Below are 16,794 nucleotides of genomic sequence, written 5' to 3'. Positions count from 1 at the left end.
AAAAACCGAGTTGTCGTCCACAGCCAGCTTCTTTTCCTTGTCCATATAGCCAAAGTTCTTTTGGTAAATGGTTTGGCCGTCCTTATCAAAGACTGCTGCCGCCAGTCCCGCGCTGGTTTTTTCGTGTTCCTTGTGGAAATTTTCAATTTTCTGACCGATTTGGTCATAAGGCGTGCCCGACGGCAATTTTTGCTGGTCAGCTCGAACTTGCGCTGCTCCAAAAGCCACCAAGCCACATGTTACCAGCGCCACAGCGCTTTTCAAAAATGATGTTTTCATGATTGCCTCCTTAGAATTTAAACTTCCTTCCCCTTTGCACCCTTATCCTAACAAAAGGGCAGCGCCAAATCTACCCTTTTTCGGTAAGTGGTAAGTTTCTGCAGGTAAGTGGTAGAAAAAGTGGGGGGGAGGTGCTAAACAAAACCAGCATTGCTATCATAGCAATGCTGGTTTATATCTGTTTGATGACTATTTAAACCAAATCCGCCATCTTGCCCAGAGCTGCATGACACTGACCCAGACGGTCAGTTTGGTGGCAGAGCCCCACTCGAAAACTGAACTGTCGTCCACAGCCAGCTTCTTTTCCTTGTCCATATAGCCAAAGTTCTTTTGGTAAATGGTCTGTCCGTCCTTGTCAATGACGGTCGTCGCCATACCAGCACTGTTTTTTTCGTGCTCCTTGTAGTAGTCCTCAATCTTCTGACCGATTTGGTCGTAGGATGTGCCCGACGGCAATTTCTGCTGGTCAGCTTGAACATGACCCGCTCCTAGAGCGAGCAAGCCACAAGTTACTAGCGCTACAGCGCTTTTCAAAAATGATTTTTTTCATCATTGTCCTCCTTTTAATTTGGTTACACTTCCAGTTTAAAGGACAAACTTCAAATATTTATAAAGTATTTCTAAAATATTTCTAAAATTTTTTGAAAATGAAGATGAAAACGAGTAGGTAGAACGGTCATTTTTCAGTTAAGGGTTACTCCCTTCTTTTATTTATTCGTCAAATTTATCGGATTTACAGTCATTCTAACGTTTTTACAAGGCCTTGGCGTCTGCTTTTTTCTTGACCAGATAAGCGATGAAAAGGCAAATCAGGGTCATCGTGATTGGCTCCAGGATCCCTCCTACGACAGGAATGGCAGCCGTTCCAACTAAAAGTGGATTGCTGTCGCTACTTAAGGTCGTCCGCAGGAAAGTCGGACCGCTCTCAACAAAGCCAAAGATATTTGTAAGGGTCAGATTGTAAAGAGCATGGGTCGCCGCCACCAGCCAGAGATTATCGGTCAGGGCAAAAAGGAGGGAAAAGAGAACGCCCGACAAGGTCACGCTCAGGATGTAAGAGAAAGGAGCGCCACCCTTGAATGTGTGCATGAGACCAAAGAAGAGATTGCCTAGGGCAATAGCTGGGACAAGCCCCATTTTGGTGCGGAGCTTGTTCAGGACAAAGCCGCGGTAAATGACTTCTTCGGCTAAGGCCTCCAAGAAAATCATAAGGAGCAAATAGAGCCAGAGTGCGAGATTAAATTGATTTCCTAGTCGAAAATGGAGCTGACCAGCTAGCGCATTAACGCCAATAATTGCCGTTGTCGTCAAGAATCCTATAACTGCTCCAAACAGGAGATTTTTGCCCAGCTTTTCCCACCAGAGACCAAAGCTCGCAAGACTGCGGTGCTCCCAAAACTTAGCCACAAGGAGAAGGGGAAGAGCACTGATACCATGAAATAGAAGGGTGCTCACTTCTTCTAATACGAGTTGATTAGAAACATTGATAAAGGGTTGTATCAGCCATTGAGACAAGAGCCCGCTGAGCAACATGCCCAGACCGAGCGCCAGAAAAGCTAGAGGCATGCTCAGCCACCAGTTTTTCGCCCCTGCTTCTTCTTGCAAAGTTTCTAGACTAGAGGAATGATGTGTCGCTTGATAAATATGTGCCATATGTTTTCCTTTCTAAATAAGAATTTTCGATACTGTCAATAATTTTGTGTAAACACTCTAGTAGAGTTATGTAGTTTTAATCAAATAAGCTTTCAAGTGTGTCAGAACATTGGCCAAACCCTTTATGGATTCGTTGACTTTGCTTGAAATTATAATCTTCAAACAAAGTAACTAAGTAACGTTTCAGAGCCTCCTCGTTAGGAAAAAGAACCTTCTTTTTCGTTTGACGTTTGATTTCTTTGTTAAGAGACTCAATGAGGTTTGTCGAATAAATGCTGTGCCAAATCTGGTAGGGAAACCTCCTATTGATAAAAAGCGAGTGTCGTTTGGATGAGTGATGTCAGCTCTTTCTTGTCTGCTGGATAAATTTTCTGCCGGACTAAAAGACTGATGCCGAAGACAAAACTCCCCAAGTGCATGAAAACCTGATTGAAGTCGTAGTCGCCGTCAAGTGACTGGATAAATTCCTCTATTTTCTCCTTATTATAGTCAAAAGAGGCGACTCTTTTTTCCAGCTCCATTTGCCCTGTATCATCATTTTGCGTAGCTAGGCTGTATTTGCTGAGAAATAGAAAATCGAAAAAATTTGCATGGACTTGAGAGTAGTTGATAAACTGTAGAGCCAGCTGTAGAATTTTCTCTCGGGGCGCTTGGTCTTCTTTTTCCGACTCTTTTAGAAAATCAGCAAAATGTTTGGAAATGATTGGAACCAAAGCGAACATCAAATCGTCCTTGTTTTTGAAATGGCGGTAGCTAGCCACATGGCTGACCTTGCAGCTACTTGCTAACTTCCGAAGCGACAGGTCTTGCCAGCCATGAGCAGCAATGCTATCAAAGCCAGCCTGCAATAATAGTTCTTTTAAAGGCGGCTTTTTTTCTGCCAATTTTCCTCCTCCTTTCGAGATGTTTTTGCTGTTACCGCTGGTAACTTCTTTCTATGATTAGTATAACACTTTCAAAAACAAAAATGCAAAAAAAAGACAAAATTTTTCTTCTATTACCATATATTTCAAAAGATTGCAGGAAGATGAAAACTTATCATTTTTCTCAAATCTTCTGCCCTTGCCCCTTTTTTATTTCCACAAAAAAAGGTAAAATAGAATGAAGTATGAATGGAAGAGGTTGCTTATGAAAAATATAGCAAATTTTGCCAATAAGAAAGTCTTGGTCCTAGGATTGGCCAAGTCGGGTGAGTCAGCTGCTCGCCTTTTAGATAAATTAGGAGCCATCGTGACAGTTAACGACGGGAAACCTTTCGAGGAAAATCCTGCTGCCCAATCTTTGCTAGAAGAAGGTATAAAAGTGGTGACAGGAGGTCATCCCTTGGAGTTGCTGGACGAAGACTTTGAACTGATGGTGAAAAATCCAGGTATTCCTTATGACAATGCCATGGTCGTTCGAGCTCTGGAGAAGAAGATTCCAGTTATTACTGAAGTCGAGTTGGCTTATCTGATTTCTGAAGCGCCGATTATTGGTATTACGGGTTCAAATGGTAAGACGACGACCACAACCATGATTGCGCAAGTCTTGACAGCTGGCGGTCAAAATGGTCTATTGTCCGGTAATATCGGCTTTCCAGCCAGCCAGGTAGCCCAAACAGCCAGCAGCAAAGATACACTGGTCATGGAACTGTCTTCCTTCCAGTTGATGGGGATTGAGGCTTTTCATCCGCAAATAGCTGTTATTACCAACCTCATGCCGACACATTTGGATTATCACGGCTCTGTTGAGGAATATGCAGCTGCCAAGTGGAATATCCAGAAAAACATGACAGCTGATGATTATCTGGTTTTGAATTTCAATCAAGACTGGGCCAAGGAAATGGCTAGCCAGGCTCAGGCTACTGTTGTGCCTTTTTCAACGACTGAAAAGGTGGATGGTGCCTATCTAGAGGGTGATGTCTTGACCTTCCGCGGAGAGGCGATTATGCAGGCGGCTGAAATCGGCGTTCCTGGCAGTCATAATGTTGAAAATGCTCTGGCTACGATTGCAGTAGCCAAGCTGCGTGGTATTGACAATCAGACGATCAAAGAAGTCTTGTCAGCTTTTGGGGGTGTTAAGCACCGCCTCCAGTATGTGGGGCAGGTAAATGAGGTTGCCTTTTACAATGACAGTAAGTCTACCAATATCTTGGCAACCCAGAAAGCCTTATCTGGTTTTGACAATAGCAAGGTGATTCTGATTGCGGGCGGCTTGGACCGTGGCAATGAATTTGACGAGTTGGTGCCTGATATTAAAGGGCTCAAGAAAATGGTGATCTTAGGACAATCAGCTCCGCGTGTAAAGAGAGCGGCTGATCAGGCTGGCGTTTCTTATCTGGATGCGACTGATGTCCGAGATGCAGCTCGTAAGGCCTTTGATCAAGCGAAGCCAGGAGACATTGTCTTGCTTAGTCCTGCCAATGCCAGCTGGGATATGTATAGTAATTTTGAAGTCCGTGGCGATGAGTTTCTCGCTGCATTTGAAGAATTAAAAGGTTAAAATGAAAAAGATTGTATTTACAGGCGGAGGAACGGTTGGGCATGTGACCCTCAACCTTCTCCTGATTCCGAAATTTATCAAAGAAGGTTGGCAGGTCCACTATATTGGTGATAAGCATGGTATTGAGTATCAGGAAATCCAAAAGTCTGGACTGGACGTGACCTTCCATTCGGTAGCTACGGGTAAGCTTCGTCGCTATTTTTCATGGCAGAATCTGTTGGATGGCTTTAAGGTCGTCTGGGGCATTTTCCAGTCGCTGGGCATTATGCTCAAGGTACGGCCGCAGGCTCTCTTTTCTAAGGGAGGCTTTGTATCTGTTCCGCCAGTGATTGCAGCGCGTCTATCAGGAGTGCCCGTCTATGTTCATGAGTCGGATCTATCCATTGGCTTGGCGAATAAAATAGCCTATAAGTGTGCGACCAAGATGTATGCAACCTTTGAGCAAAGTTCCAGTATGACCAAGATTGAGCATGTCGGAGCTGTGACCAAGGTCGGCAACCAAGAGTCAGTCGCACCGCAGGAACTAGGAGAAATTCGTCAGTATTTTGACAAAGAGCTGCCTACTCTGCTTTTTGTCGGAGGTTCTGCTGGTGCTAAGATCTTTAATGACTTTGTCAGCCAGAATCAAGCTGCGCTGACCGAACGTTACAACGTTATCAATCTGACAGGCGATGCAAGTTTAGATGTTTTGTCTGAACGTCTCTTTCGCAGAGCCTATGTGACTGACCTCTACCAGCCTTTGATGGACTTGGCAGACGTGGTGGTGACTCGCGGCGGTTCCAATACAATCTTTGAGCTCTTGGCCATGGCTAAGCTGCACATTATCGTTCCTCTGGGACGCGAAGCTAGCCGCGGCGATCAGATTGAAAATGCCGATTATTTTGTGAAAAAGGGATATGCCAAGCAATTGGCAGAGGAAGAGCTGGATATGAGCAATTTACAGACAGCCCTTGATGACCTTTTGGCTAACCAAGCTTCTTATCATCAAGCCATGCAAAATTCTCAGGAAATAAAGTCTGTAGATGAATTTTATGCTTTATTGAAAGCGGATATTGACAAAGGAAAGAAATGAGCAAGAAAAACCACGACGAGTCAAAGGAAGAGGTAAGTGAGCACCTCTCTGAATGGCAGAAACGAAACAAAGAATATCTTGAAAAGAAGGCTCAGGAAGAAGCCAGCAAACAAAAGGAGCTGGAAGAAGAGGAAGCAAAAGAAGCTGAGGACTCAATCGAAGGCGGAGAAATCGCTGAAGAGACGGAAGAAGATGACTCATCTGAAGCTGAGCTAGAGACCGAATTGAGCGAGAAAGAGCGCAATAAACTGGAGAAACTTCAGAAAAAGGCAGAAAAAGAAGCTGCTAAGGTTCGCATCTCGAGGATTCATATTTATCGAGCGCTGCCGGTTTTGCTGGGCAGTGGCTTGATTTTTCTCCTGTCAGTTTATTTTTTGACGCCACTGGCGACCATGAAGACAATCAAATTTTCAGGGAACCAAATGGTCAGTCAGGAAGACCTGCTCAAAAGCAGTAAGATTGATGAGAAGGACTATACTTTAACAACCTTTATCAATGGCGGTAATCATATCCGCAATATGAAAGCTTCTAGTCCTTGGATTAACAACCTGGAGATGGCTTATCAGTTTCCCATTACCTTTCAGGTAAAGGTCAAGGAGTACGGAGTTCTGGCCTATCTGCATGAGGGTGGCCAATACTATCCTATTCTGACAAATGGAGAGGTTATTTCGGACCCGACTGCTGCAGATTCTTTGCCAGAAACCCATATTTCGATAGAGTTTTCAGATAAAAAATTGATTAAGGAATTTGCCCTTCAAGTTGAAAAGGTACCGGCTTCGGTTAAGAAAAATATTAAGACAGTTCAGCTGACTCCAAGCAAGGTGACACCGGACTTGGTTACGCTGACCATGCATGATGGCAATAAAATTTTGGTACCAATTTCGCATATTGCTAAGAAACTGCCATATTACAAGGGAATCCAATCGCAGCTGGAAGAGGGTGTACCTAGTGTTGTAGATATGGAAGCAGGGATTTTTAGTTATGTTGAAGGAGCTCAAAACGAGTCATCTTCTTCTGATGAAGAAAAGCAGAAAACAGAAGAGGGACCGACGGGACAGCAAACGGAGCAAGCGGCTGAGCAGGTGACAGAAAGTCAGGAAGAAGAACCTGCAGAGCCGCAAAATTCGACAGAAAACCCGGTAAATAACGAAAATCGCTAAATTATATGTAGAAAAACTGCACATTTTCAGTTTCTTTATGTTATAATAAAGCTTGGGTAACTCTAATTTTTAGTGTTATTAGTATAGACCGGAAACATGGAAGATAGAGAGGACTGGTGTAATGGCTAGAGACGGCTTTTTTACTGGATTAGATATAGGAACTAGCTCAATTAAAGTGTTGGTGGCAGAGCACATCAACGATGAAATGAATGTTATTGGTGTCAGCAACGCAAAAAGTGCTGGCGTTAAAGATGGAATTATTGTTGATATTGAGGCTGCTGCTGCTGCCATTAAGACAGCTATTTCTCAAGCAGAAGAAAAGGCAGGCATTTCAATTGGTTTAGTTAACGTCGGACTTCCGGCTAATCTCTTACAGATTGAGCCTACTCAGGGTATGATTCCTGTGACTAGTGATTCTAAGGAAATCACAGATACAGATGTAGAGAATGTTGTTAGATCTGCTCTGACGAAGAGTATGACTCCTGACCGCGAAGTAATTACTTTCATCCCAGAAGAGTTTGTAGTGGATGGTTTCCAAGGGATTCGTGATCCGCGTGGTATGATGGGGATTCGCTTAGAAATGCGGGGACTTCTCTACACTGGACCACGGACTATTCTCCACAACCTCCGCAAGACAGTGGAGCGTGCGGGAGTTCAGCTTGAGAACGTTATTATCTCCCCATTGGCTATGACTAAGTCAATCTTGAACGAAGGGGAACGTGAGTTTGGTGCAACTGTTATTGATATGGGCGGCGGCCAAACTACAGTGGCTTCTGTTAAAGGTCAAGAGCTTCAATATACGAATATATACCAAGAAGGTGGCGACTACGTAACCAAGGACATCTCCAAGATTTTGAAGACTTCGCAAAAGTTAGCTGAAAGTCTCAAGTTTAACTATGGTTCTGCTTATGTTCCTGAAGCTGGCACAGAGTCCTTCCAAGTAGAAGTGATTGGTGAGATTGAGCCGGTTGAAGTAACTGAAAAATATCTGGCTGAAATTATTTCTGCTCGTATCCAACATATTTTTGAGCAAATCAAACGCGATTTGGATAGAAGGCATCTTCTCGAGTTGCCAGGCGGTATTGTGATTATTGGTGGAGCAGCTATTCTTCCAGGAGTAGTTGAACTGGCTCAGGAAGTATTTGGCGTGAATGTCAAGCTTTATGTGCCAAATCAAATCGGCATTCGCAATCCAGCCTTTGCACATGTTATCAGCCTGTCAGAGTATGCCGGAAACTTAACAGATGTGGATATGCTGGCTCAGGTTGCTGTTCATGGTGATGAGCAACTGCGCCATCGACCTGTATCCTTTGAGCGTCCTGCTCAGTCAGTACCACGCTTTGAACCTCAACCAGCTGATGAGATTCCTGAGGATCCGGTCCAAGAAGTTCCAGTTGCCAGTGCTGATGTGCCAAACCAAGAACCAAAAACCGGTATTACAGATCGGATGCGTAACCTAATTGGCAAAATGTTTGATTAAGGAGAATACAGAGAATATGACATTTTCATTTGACGCTGCTGCTGCACAAGGCGCAGTAATTAAAGTTATTGGTGTCGGTGGAGGTGGCGGTAATGCCATCAACCGAATGATTGATGAAGGTGTTGCTGGTGTTGAATTCATCGCAGCAAATACAGATGTTCAAGCTCTTAGCAGTGCCAAAGCTGAAACAGTTATTCAGCTTGGTCCTAAGCTGACTCGCGGACTCGGTGCCGGAGGTCAGCCTGAAGTTGGCCGCAAGGCTGCTGAAGAAAGCGAAGAAGTCCTGACTGAAGCTCTGCAAGGAGCAGATATGGTCTTCATCACTGCTGGTATGGGTGGTGGATCTGGGACAGGTGCTGCTCCAGTAATCGCTCGTATCGCAAAGAATGTTGGTGCTCTGACTGTTGCTGTAGTTACACGTCCTTTCGGTTTTGAAGGGAGCAAGCGTGGAACATTTGCGGTAGAGGGTATAAATGAACTTCGCGAGCATGTAGACACACTCTTGATTATCTCAAATAACAACTTGCTTGAAATTGTAGACAAGAAGACTCCGCTTCTTGAAGCACTTAGTGAAGCAGATAATGTTCTTCGCCAAGGTGTCCAAGGGATTACCGACTTGATTACCAGCCCAGGACTGATTAACCTTGACTTTGCCGACGTGAAAACAGTTATGGCAGACAAGGGTAATGCTTTGATGGGAATTGGTGTTGGTAGCGGTGAAGAACGTGTCATCGAAGCTGCTCGCAAAGCTATTTACTCACCTCTTTTGGAAACAACCATTGATGGCGCAGAGGACGTAATTGTCAACGTTACTGGTGGCCTAGATATGACTTTGATTGAAGCTGAAGAAGCTTCAGAAATTGTCAACCAAGCAGCAGGTCATGGTGTGAACATCTGGCTCGGTACTGCTATTGACGAGTCCATGAAGGATGAAATCCGCGTGACTGTTGTGGCTACCGGTGTCCGTCAGGACAAGGTTGAAAAGGTCAGCGGTATTCGTCAGACACAGCAACCTACTGGCCCAAGCCGTCCGCAGCAAGCTGAGCCAAATCGCGAAGTTCGCTCAGGACAGTTTGAACGAAACTTTGATATGACTGAAACAGTTGATATTCCGGCTCCAAGCCGTCAAAGAACGGATACACCTAAAGGTTCAGCCTTTGGTGATTGGGATCTTCGCCGTGAAGCGATTGTTCGTCAGGCAGAACCAAGTTCCTCAGCCCGCGTAGAGCGCTATGCAGAAACTAATGAAGATGATGATGAGTTGGAAACACCTCCATTCTTCAGAAATCGTTAATCTAAATCATGAATTTGCAGAATAATAAAGAGTTGGTCTTTCAATCCGTCGCTCTGGCGGCGGAGCAAGCCCAGCGTTTGAAAGATTCAGTAAATATCATTGCAGTCACTAAATATGTTGACTGCGAAACAACTCAGGAGCTTGTCCGTACAGGTATTCAGCATATTGGAGAAAATCGGGTAGATAAATTTTTAGAAAAGTACCGTGCTCTGAAAGATGAGAATCTGACCTGGCACCTGATCGGCAGTTTGCAGAGGAGAAAAGTCAAGGATGTGATTAACTATGTTGATTACTTTCATGCTTTAGATTCTGTGAAATTGGCCAAGGAGATTGACAAACGAGCCCAACATGTGATTAAATGTTTCCTGCAGGTGAATATTTCTAAAGAAGAGAGCAAGCATGGCTTTTTGGTTGAAGATCTAGAGCTTGTCCTGCCTGAACTTGAAAAATTAGAGAATGTTCAAATTGTGGGATTGATGACAATGGCTCCGTTTGAAGCTAGTCATGAGGAGCTGAACCAAATTTTTGAAAAGGCTCATCAACTACAAAAAGAATTAAAAAAGAAACAGTTAAATAATATGCCCTTTTCTGAATTAAGCATGGGAATGAGCCGTGATTATCCAGAAGCAATTGCCCATGGCTCGACCTATGTCAGAATTGGTACAGCATTTTTTAAATAGGAAAGAAATATGTCATTAAAAGATAGATTTGATAAATTTATAGATTATTTTACAGAAGATGGAGATGAGACTGAGGTTCAGGAGCAGACTGTCAGCAGACCTGCAGCGCCTGTTAAGCAGAAGCCTGAATTGGTTCAGCCTAAGCCAGTCAGAGAGAGCAAGCCAGCTCCTCGTCCGGTTGCTGCAGCCAAGCCACAGCCTAAACCACAGCCACAACAGAAATCTTCGACAGAGAATATTACCAGACTGCATGCACGTCAGCAGGAATTGGCTCAGCACCGTGCAAATGCGGATGAAAAGATTACGATTGATGTTCGTTATCCGAGGAGATATGAGGAAGCGACTGAAATTGTTGACCTGCTTTTGGCTAATGAAAGCATCCTGATTGACTTCCAGTATATGACTGAGGTACAGGCTCGACGTTGTTTAGACTACCTAGACGGTGCTCGTTATGTTTTGGCTGGAAATTTGAAAAAAGTTGCAAGCACTATGTATTTGCTGACTCCGATTAATGTAGTGGTAAATGTGGAAGATATCCGCCTGCCAAACGATGTTGAAATCAGTGAATTCGACTTTGATATGAAGCGCAGTAGATAAGAGATATGTTATATTTTGTAATTCGTGCCATCTCTAATCTTTTCGATCTTTATAGCATTGCCTTGATTGTCTATGCACTTCTATCTTGGTTTCCAGGAGCCTATCAAACCAAATTCGGAGAGTTTCTAACACGAATTGTAGAACCGTATTTAAAACTTTTCCGCCGTCTTCCCTTGCAGTTTGCAGGGCTGGACTTTACCGTTTGGGTTGCAATTCTGGCTTTAAACCTTTTAAATCGTGTAGTCTTTTATTTAATAAGCATCTTACTAATGTTATTATGATGAAAGATTTATATCAACACTTTTCGCATGAGGATCGAGAGTTTATTGATAGGAGTCTGGAGTTGCTTCAGCGGGTTCAAGATACCTATGCCTTTGAAACAACGTCTTTTCTGAATCCCCATCAGGTTTCGATACTGAAGAATATTGGCAAGCAATATGATGTGCAAGTCTTTGCTAGTTCGGATTATTTTCCAAGTGAACTGGCAAGAGTTCTTGTGGCGCCTTCTTATTACCAACTGAATATGGATGATTTTGAATTGAGCTTGCTGGAAATTTTCTATGCAAGCAAATTTTATAAAATCAGTCATTCGCAGATTATGGGGACCTTGCTCAATCAATTAGGGATTGAAAGACGGACCTTTGGCGATATTCTTGTGGTTGGAGACCGTGCTCAGCTCTTTGTAGATAAAAGACTGGCTCAGTATTTTATAGACCATGTCACTAAAATAGCAAAGATGCCTGTCAGACTAAAGGAAGTTTCCTTTGCAGAGCAGCTGAAAGAGCAGAAGCAGGTTGTCACCAGAGAAATTTTAGCATCTAGTCTTCGCTTGGATAAGTTGGTAGCCAGCACTTTTAAGTTGTCAAGGAGCCAGGCTGCTCAGCTGATTTCTGGTAAGCATGTGAAAATGAACTATGCTGTTAATGACAATCCCAGCCAGCAGGTCGGGCTTGAAGACTTGATTAGCGTTAGACGATTTGGAAGATTTAAGGTTTTAAGAGAAAATGGCCTTTCCAAGAATGGAAAACATAAGTTAACCGTTGAATTATTAGCTAGTAAATGAGGAGGAACTATGACACTTACAGCATTAGAAATTAAAGATAAATCCTTTGGAACCAAGTTTAGAGGCTATGATGTTGAAGAGGTAGATGAATTCCTTGACATCGTTGTCCGTGATTATGAGGACTTGGTTCGTGAAAACCACGAAAAAGAAGCAAAAATTCGCAATCTGGAAGAACGTCTGACATATTTTGATGAGATGAAAGACTCTCTCAGCCAGTCTGTTTTGATTGCTCAAGATACGGCTGAGCGCGTTAAAGTTGCTGCCAACGAGCGATCTGCGAATATTGTTCGTCAGGCAGAGCAGGATGCGCAGCATTTGTTGGATGGAGCTAAGTACAAGGCTGATGAGATTTTGCGTCAGGCAGCTGACAATGCTAAAAAAGTAGCCATTGAAACAGAAGAACTGAAAAACAAAACACGTGTCTTCCATCAACGTTTGAAATCAACCATTGAGAGCCAACTCAGCATTGTGGATTCGTCTGAATGGGAAGAAATCCTTCGTCCGACAGCTACTTATCTGCAGACCAGCGATGAAGCTTTCAAGGAAGTTGTATCTGAGGTTCTTGGCGAAGAAGCAGTTGTTCGTGAGGAAGAAGTGGATGTGACTCGTCAATTTTCTCCAGAAGAAATGGCTGAGCTGCAAGAGCGCATTGAAGCTGCTAACCGTGAATTAGCTGCGACTCAAGCCTTTTCTCCGCTTAGTGATGAAGATATAGAAGCTCACGCAGCTGAGGAGGGCTCAGAAGCTGAACATCACGATGATGATACAAATGGGGAACAAAAAGTTCCAGTAAATATTTTATAATTTTAAAGAAGATAAGATTGTAAAAACACAGACCAAGCAAAATACTTTCAGCGAGCAGATGATGGTGAGAGATCTGCAGTCCATCTTGCTTGGGCTATCATTTTACAGAACTTTCGTCTGAAATCAGTAGGATGAGACGGCAGTCCACGTTACGGACAAAGAGGGGCAAGAGGAGCATTATGCTATTGTCTTGCCTAAACAAAGGTGGTACCGCGAATTTTCGTCCTTTTTGGAGAAGTTTGCGGTTTTTAATTTGTAATTTTTAAAAATAAAGAGGAATAGAATGAAACTGAAAGAAACACTTAACCTTGGAAAAACTGCTTTTCCTATGCGGGCCGGTCTTCCAAATAAGGAGCCAATCTGGCAGAAGGAATGGGATGAAGCTAAGCTTTATCAGCGTCGTCAGGAACTGAACGAAGGCAAGCCGCACTTTATCTTGCATGATGGGCCTCCCTATGCTAACGGGAATATTCATGTCGGCCATGCTATGAATAAGATTTCCAAAGATATCATTGTTCGCTCAAAGTCTATGGCTGGTTACTATGCGCCCTACATTCCAGGATGGGATACGCATGGTCTTCCGATCGAGCAGGTATTGGCAAAGCAAGGCATTAAGCGCAAAGAGCTGGACTTGGTAGAGTACCTCAATATGTGTCGGGACTATGCTCTCAGCCAAGTCGAAAAGCAAAAAGAAGACTTCAAGCGTTTGGGTGTTTCTGGTGACTGGGATAATCCTTATGTAACCTTGACACCAGATTATGAAGCCGCTCAGATCCGCGTCTTTGGTGAAATGGCTAAGAAAGGATACATTTACCGTGGTGCTAAGCCCGTTTACTGGTCTTGGTCTTCTGAGTCAGCTTTGGCTGAAGCGGAAATTGAATACCATGATTTGGTTTCCACCTCTCTCTACTATGCTAACCGTGTCAAAGATGGCAAAGGGGTCTTGGACACAGATACTTACATTGTCGTATGGACAACAACTCCATTTACCATTACAGCCTCTCGCGGTTTGACTGTAGGAGCAGATATTGACTACGTTTTGGTTCAGCCTGCGGGTGAAAGTCGCAAGTTTATTGTAGCGTCTGAATTGTTGAATAGTTTGTCTGAGAAATTTGGCTGGGCTGATGTTCAAGTTTTGGATACCTACCGTGGTCAAGAATTAAACCACATCGTGACAGTTCACCCATGGGATACTGCTGTAGATGAACTTGTTATCCTGGGTGACCACGTTACGACTGACTCTGGTACCGGTATTGTTCATACAGCGCCTGGTTTTGGTGAGGACGACTACCATGTCGGTGTAGCCAATGGACTGGAAGTTGCTGTGACAGTCAATGAGCGCGGTATCATGATGGAAAATGCTGGTCCTGACTTTGAAGGCCAGTTCTATGATAAGGTTGTGCCAACGGTTATTGAAAAGCTTGGTGATTTGCTCCTTGCTCAGGAAGAAATTTCTCACTCTTATCCATTTGACTGGCGTACTAAGAAGCCAATCATCTGGCGGGCAGTACCACAGTGGTTTGCATCTGTTTCTAAATTCCGTCAAGAAATTTTAGATGAAATTGACAAGGTTAAATTCCATTCTGAATGGGGGAAAGTACGTCTCTACAATATGATTCGTGACCGCGGTGACTGGGTTATCTCTCGTCAGCGGGCTTGGGGAGTTCCGCTTCCAATCTTCTATGCCGAAGACGGAACACCAATCATGACAGCAGAAACCATCGAACACGTGGCTCAGCTTTTTGAGGAGCACGGCTCTATCGTCTGGTGGAAGCGTGAAGCAAAAGACCTCTTACCAGAAGGATTTACTCATCCAGGTTCTCCAAACGGCGAATTTACCAAGGAAACGGACATCATGGACGTTTGGTTTGACTCAGGTTCATCATGGAATGGGGTAGTGATCAACCGTCCGGAATTGACTTACCCGGCTGATCTTTATCTAGAAGGTTCAGACCAATACCGTGGTTGGTTCAACTCATCTCTTATCACATCAGTTGCTAACCATGGCGTGGCCCCTTACAAACAAATCTTGTCACAAGGATTTGCCCTAGATGGTAAGGGTGAAAAGATGTCTAAATCCCTTGGGAATACCATTGCTCCAAGTGACGTGGAAAAACAATTTGGTGCAGAAATCTTGCGTCTCTGGGTAACCAGTGTAGACTCTAGTAACGACGTACGTATCTCTATGGATATCTTGAGCCAAGTTTCTGAAACCTACCGTAAGATTCGGAATACCTTGCGTTTCTTGATTGCCAACACCTCTGACTTTAATCCGGTTGAGGATGCTGTAGCTTACGAAGAACTTCGTTCTGTTGATAAATACATGACTATCCGCTTCAATCAATTAGTAGAGACTATTCGCAAGGCTTACGCAGACTTTGAGTTTCTGACTATTTATAAAGCGATTGTCAACTTTGTGACCGTTGACTTGTCCGCTTTCTATCTGGACTTTGCCAAAGATGTCGTCTATATCGAAGCAGCTAAATCATTGGAACGACGTCAGATGCAGACTGTCTTCTATGATATTTTGGTTAAAATCACCAAGCTTCTGACTCCAATCTTGCCGCACACGGCAGAAGAAATCTGGTCTTACCTAGAGCACGAAAAGGAAGAATTTGTTCAGTTATCCGAAATGCCAGAAGCTCAGACTTTCCCAAATCAAGAAGAAATCTTGGACACTTGGGCCGCCTTTATGGATTTCCGCAGTCAGGCTCAGAAAGCCTTGGAAGAAGCCCGCAATGAAAAGGTTATCGGGAAATCATTGGAAGCACACCTGACTGTCTATCCGAATGAAGTCATCAAGACCTTGCTGGAAGCAGTCAATAGCGATGTGGCTCAGCTTCTTATCGTTTCTCAATTAACGATTGCTGAAGGACCTGCTCCAGAAGGCGCTCTAGTCTTTGAAGATGTGGCTTTTGTCGTAGAGCATGCGCAGGGGCAAGTCTGTGATCGCTGCCGTCGCATTGACACAACAGTTAAAGAGCGCAGTTATCAAGCCCTTGTCTGTGACCACTGTGCAGAAATTTTAGAAGAAAACTTTGCTCAAGCTGTCTCAGAAGGCTTTGAGAGCAAGTAAGTTTCCAAAATAAAAAATGGCTTTGCCCTTTAGTGGTAAGCCATTTTTTAGATAGATGGATTGATTTGAAAATTTGTTAATTTGTTAAATTAAAACTAAATTAGAAAACACAAACAGTTGCGTTTGCAACTGTTTTCTGTTATACTACTTATACATTAGGAGTATCTATTTTAGCTAGAATGTTTTGGAGCTGAAAGAGCTCAGAGGAAGTCAGTTGCTGCAGAGCCTGACTGGTATAAGTATTTTCAAAGCCAATTAGCTGGTCGTAGAGTTTGAGAGCCTGATTGCTAGGATAGAGCTCTTTGAACTTCTTATTTTGAGCTTTGGTCTTTTTGATAATTAAGCCCCTATCTTCCAGCTTTCCTAGGGATCGGCTGAGGGTAGTCTTGTCAATCTGCACCATCTCTGCCAGTTGTGATTGGCTGAGGCCTTCATTTTCGACGATGCGAATGAGCAGTAGAAACAAATTATTGTCTAGGCCATAGTTACTGGCTTTCTGATTCATTTTCATCATAGCCTGTCTAGAAATAAAGCCCATTTGTCGGAAAAGTTGACGGTAATCCATAGGAACTCCTTTATAGTTGCATTTGCATTTATTATACATTAAAAAGTTAGAGGAAACAAGTATGTGGTCTAGGAAAAAATTAACAGAGTTGAACCCGATAGAATTTTATCAAATCTTGAAATTGCGCATTGACACCTTTGTGGTGGAACAGGAGCGCATTTATCATGAACTGGATGAGAAGGACCTAGAAGCAGTGCACGTTTACCATGCTAATGAAAAAGGGGAAATCGATGCTTATGCTCGGGTCTTTGAAGAGGGAGAGCATTTAGTCTTTGGTCGAGTAGTCACAGCTGGGTCTGTACGAGGACAGGGCTTAGGAGGACAGCTTATCAGAGAGATCTTACAATTATGTGCTGAAAAATGGCCAGGAAAGGAAATTGAAATAGAGGCTCAGGAGCAGGTGGCTGCTCTCTATGAAAAGTATGGCTTTAAGGCGGTTGGTCAACCCTTTATTTTTGAATCGACGCCTCACATTACCATGATCTATAAACAATAAAAGGCTCTTTGTCAACTGTAGTGGGTTAACGAAAAGTCATACCCTGGAGAGAACTGGATAGGTTCTCTCCTTTTTGATATTCAAAGCGACGAGA

At 43.5% G+C, this 16,794-nt stretch carries 15 protein-coding genes and 3 pseudogenes; 12 read left to right on the top strand and 6 right to left on the bottom strand.

Annotation, left to right across the window (positions count from 1 at the left end; translation table 11 throughout):
• From RG608_RS11420 to RG608_RS11400, 5 genes and pseudogenes are all read right to left on the bottom strand, one after another.
• Positions 1 to 279: pseudogene (locus RG608_RS11420) on the bottom strand (methicillin resistance protein FmtA); the annotation flags it as partial.
• 192 nt (positions 280 to 471) lie between these two features.
• Positions 472 to 813: pseudogene (locus tag RG608_RS11415) on the bottom strand (serine hydrolase); the annotation flags it as partial.
• 219 nt (positions 814 to 1,032) lie between these two features.
• Positions 1,033 to 1,932: a CPBP family intramembrane glutamic endopeptidase gene (locus RG608_RS11410; RefSeq protein WP_268687835.1), complete on the bottom strand. Its 900-nt coding sequence runs from the start codon at positions 1,930 to 1,932 to the stop codon at positions 1,033 to 1,035.
• 76 nt (positions 1,933 to 2,008) lie between these two features.
• Positions 2,009 to 2,233 (bottom strand): annotated as a pseudogene (locus RG608_RS11405) (transposase); the annotation flags it as partial.
• 1 nt (position 2,234) lies between these two features.
• A complete protein-coding gene (locus tag RG608_RS11400) occupies positions 2,235 to 2,816 on the bottom strand; it encodes a TetR/AcrR family transcriptional regulator (protein WP_232011355.1) in 582 nt (193 codons plus the stop codon).
• Positions 2,817 to 3,060: 244 nt separating this feature from the next.
• Here RG608_RS11400 and murD point away from each other — a divergent pair, with 244 nt between their 5' ends.
• The 11 genes from murD (at position 3,061) to ileS (ending at position 15,639) form a co-directional block, all read left to right on the top strand.
• On the top strand, positions 3,061 to 4,413 hold the full coding sequence (murD, locus tag RG608_RS11395) for a UDP-N-acetylmuramoyl-L-alanine--D-glutamate ligase (protein WP_308946995.1): 1,353 nt from the start codon (positions 3,061 to 3,063) through the stop codon (positions 4,411 to 4,413).
• A gap of 1 nt (position 4,414) precedes the next feature.
• Positions 4,415 to 5,485 carry a UDP-N-acetylglucosamine--N-acetylmuramyl-(pentapeptide) pyrophosphoryl-undecaprenol N-acetylglucosamine transferase gene (locus RG608_RS11390; protein ID WP_268687833.1) on the top strand — a complete coding sequence of 357 codons (1,071 nt, stop codon included), beginning with the start codon at positions 4,415 to 4,417 and terminating at the stop codon, positions 5,483 to 5,485.
• Positions 5,482 to 6,645, top strand: a complete 1,164-nt coding sequence (locus RG608_RS11385; RefSeq protein ID WP_268687832.1) for a cell division protein FtsQ/DivIB — start codon at positions 5,482 to 5,484, stop codon at positions 6,643 to 6,645. Before RG608_RS11390 ends, RG608_RS11385 begins: the two co-directional genes overlap by 4 nt.
• 121 nt (positions 6,646 to 6,766) lie before the next feature.
• Entirely contained in the window at positions 6,767 to 8,125 is a 1,359-nt protein-coding gene (ftsA, locus tag RG608_RS11380) for a cell division protein FtsA (protein ID WP_308946993.1), read from the top strand.
• 16 nt (positions 8,126 to 8,141) lie between these two features.
• Complete coding sequence (ftsZ, locus tag RG608_RS11375; RefSeq protein ID WP_268687830.1) at positions 8,142 to 9,419, top strand: cell division protein FtsZ; 1,278 nt, start codon at positions 8,142 to 8,144, stop codon at positions 9,417 to 9,419.
• Positions 9,420 to 9,427: 8 nt separating this feature from the next.
• Entirely contained in the window at positions 9,428 to 10,099 is a 672-nt protein-coding gene (locus RG608_RS11370) for a YggS family pyridoxal phosphate-dependent enzyme (protein WP_268687829.1), read from the top strand.
• Positions 10,100 to 10,108: 9 nt separating this feature from the next.
• Positions 10,109 to 10,696 (top strand): cell division protein SepF, encoded by a 588-nt coding sequence (locus tag RG608_RS11365; protein ID WP_002896164.1) that lies wholly within the window; start codon positions 10,109 to 10,111, stop codon positions 10,694 to 10,696.
• Positions 10,697 to 10,701: 5 nt separating this feature from the next.
• A complete protein-coding gene (locus RG608_RS11360; RefSeq protein ID WP_223312270.1) occupies positions 10,702 to 10,977 on the top strand; it encodes a YggT family protein in 276 nt (91 codons plus the stop codon).
• A complete protein-coding gene (locus tag RG608_RS11355; protein WP_308946992.1) occupies positions 10,974 to 11,759 on the top strand; it encodes a YlmH/Sll1252 family protein in 786 nt (261 codons plus the stop codon). The genes RG608_RS11360 and RG608_RS11355 overlap by 4 nt, the downstream gene beginning before the upstream one ends.
• 9 nt (positions 11,760 to 11,768) lie before the next feature.
• Positions 11,769 to 12,563 carry a DivIVA domain-containing protein gene (locus tag RG608_RS11350; protein ID WP_308946991.1) on the top strand — a complete coding sequence of 265 codons (795 nt, stop codon included), beginning with the start codon at positions 11,769 to 11,771 and terminating at the stop codon, positions 12,561 to 12,563.
• 283 nt (positions 12,564 to 12,846) lie between these two features.
• The gene (ileS, locus tag RG608_RS11345) at positions 12,847 to 15,639 is read left to right on the top strand and encodes an isoleucine--tRNA ligase (RefSeq protein ID WP_308946990.1); all 2,793 of its coding nucleotides are present in this window, start codon (positions 12,847 to 12,849) and stop codon (positions 15,637 to 15,639) included.
• Positions 15,640 to 15,787: 148 nt separating this feature from the next.
• Here ileS and RG608_RS11340 read toward each other — a convergent pair whose 3' ends face one another.
• Complete coding sequence (locus RG608_RS11340; RefSeq protein ID WP_268687825.1) at positions 15,788 to 16,243, bottom strand: MarR family winged helix-turn-helix transcriptional regulator; 456 nt, start codon at positions 16,241 to 16,243, stop codon at positions 15,788 to 15,790.
• Positions 16,244 to 16,265: 22 nt separating this feature from the next.
• Between RG608_RS11340 and RG608_RS11335 the strand changes: the two genes are divergently transcribed.
• On the top strand, positions 16,266 to 16,700 hold the full coding sequence (locus RG608_RS11335) for a GNAT family N-acetyltransferase (protein WP_268687824.1): 435 nt from the start codon (positions 16,266 to 16,268) through the stop codon (positions 16,698 to 16,700).
• Positions 16,701 to 16,794: the final 94 nt, after the last annotated feature.

The organism is Streptococcus sp. IsoGale022, assembly GCF_031142805.1.
Taxonomy (GTDB): domain Bacteria; phylum Bacillota; class Bacilli; order Lactobacillales; family Streptococcaceae; genus Streptococcus; species Streptococcus sanguinis_A.
The sequence above is the reverse complement of the archived record's forward strand: the minus strand, read 5'-3'. Positions and strand labels throughout refer to the sequence as shown.